Below are 281 nucleotides of genomic sequence, written 5' to 3' on the forward strand. Positions count from 1 at the left end.
GCACTAGGCCTTCCAGGTCCTCACTGGCATGCATGTCGGGCGCTTGTGATGCCATAACCTCAGCAAACAGGCTGATTGGGCAGCACCTGCGTGCTGGCAGGGTGGATGCTGTCCAGGAGGTGTTCTACAGAATGCCACAGAGGGATGTCGTGTCCTGGAACTCCCTCATGGCTGCGTATACCCGTTCCGGGGTGCATGACAGTGCAGTTACTGCATTTCTTGAGATGAGGCGCGAGGGGTTCTGCGTGGACAACACCACCTTCTCCACTGTGCTGTCAGCC

1 protein-coding gene is annotated in these 281 nt (G+C 58.0%); it reads left to right on the forward strand.

Annotation, left to right across the window (positions count from 1 at the left end; genetic code table 11):
- Positions 1 to 131: 131 nt before the first annotated feature.
- Positions 132 to 281 (forward strand): hypothetical protein (locus GHO42_RS26405; protein WP_371928117.1); only part of this gene is annotated, 150 nt, incomplete at its 3' end.

It is taken from the genome of Pseudomonas sp. FSL R10-0056, from assembly GCF_009600105.1.
GTDB lineage: Bacteria > Pseudomonadota > Gammaproteobacteria > Pseudomonadales > Pseudomonadaceae > Aquipseudomonas > Aquipseudomonas bubulae.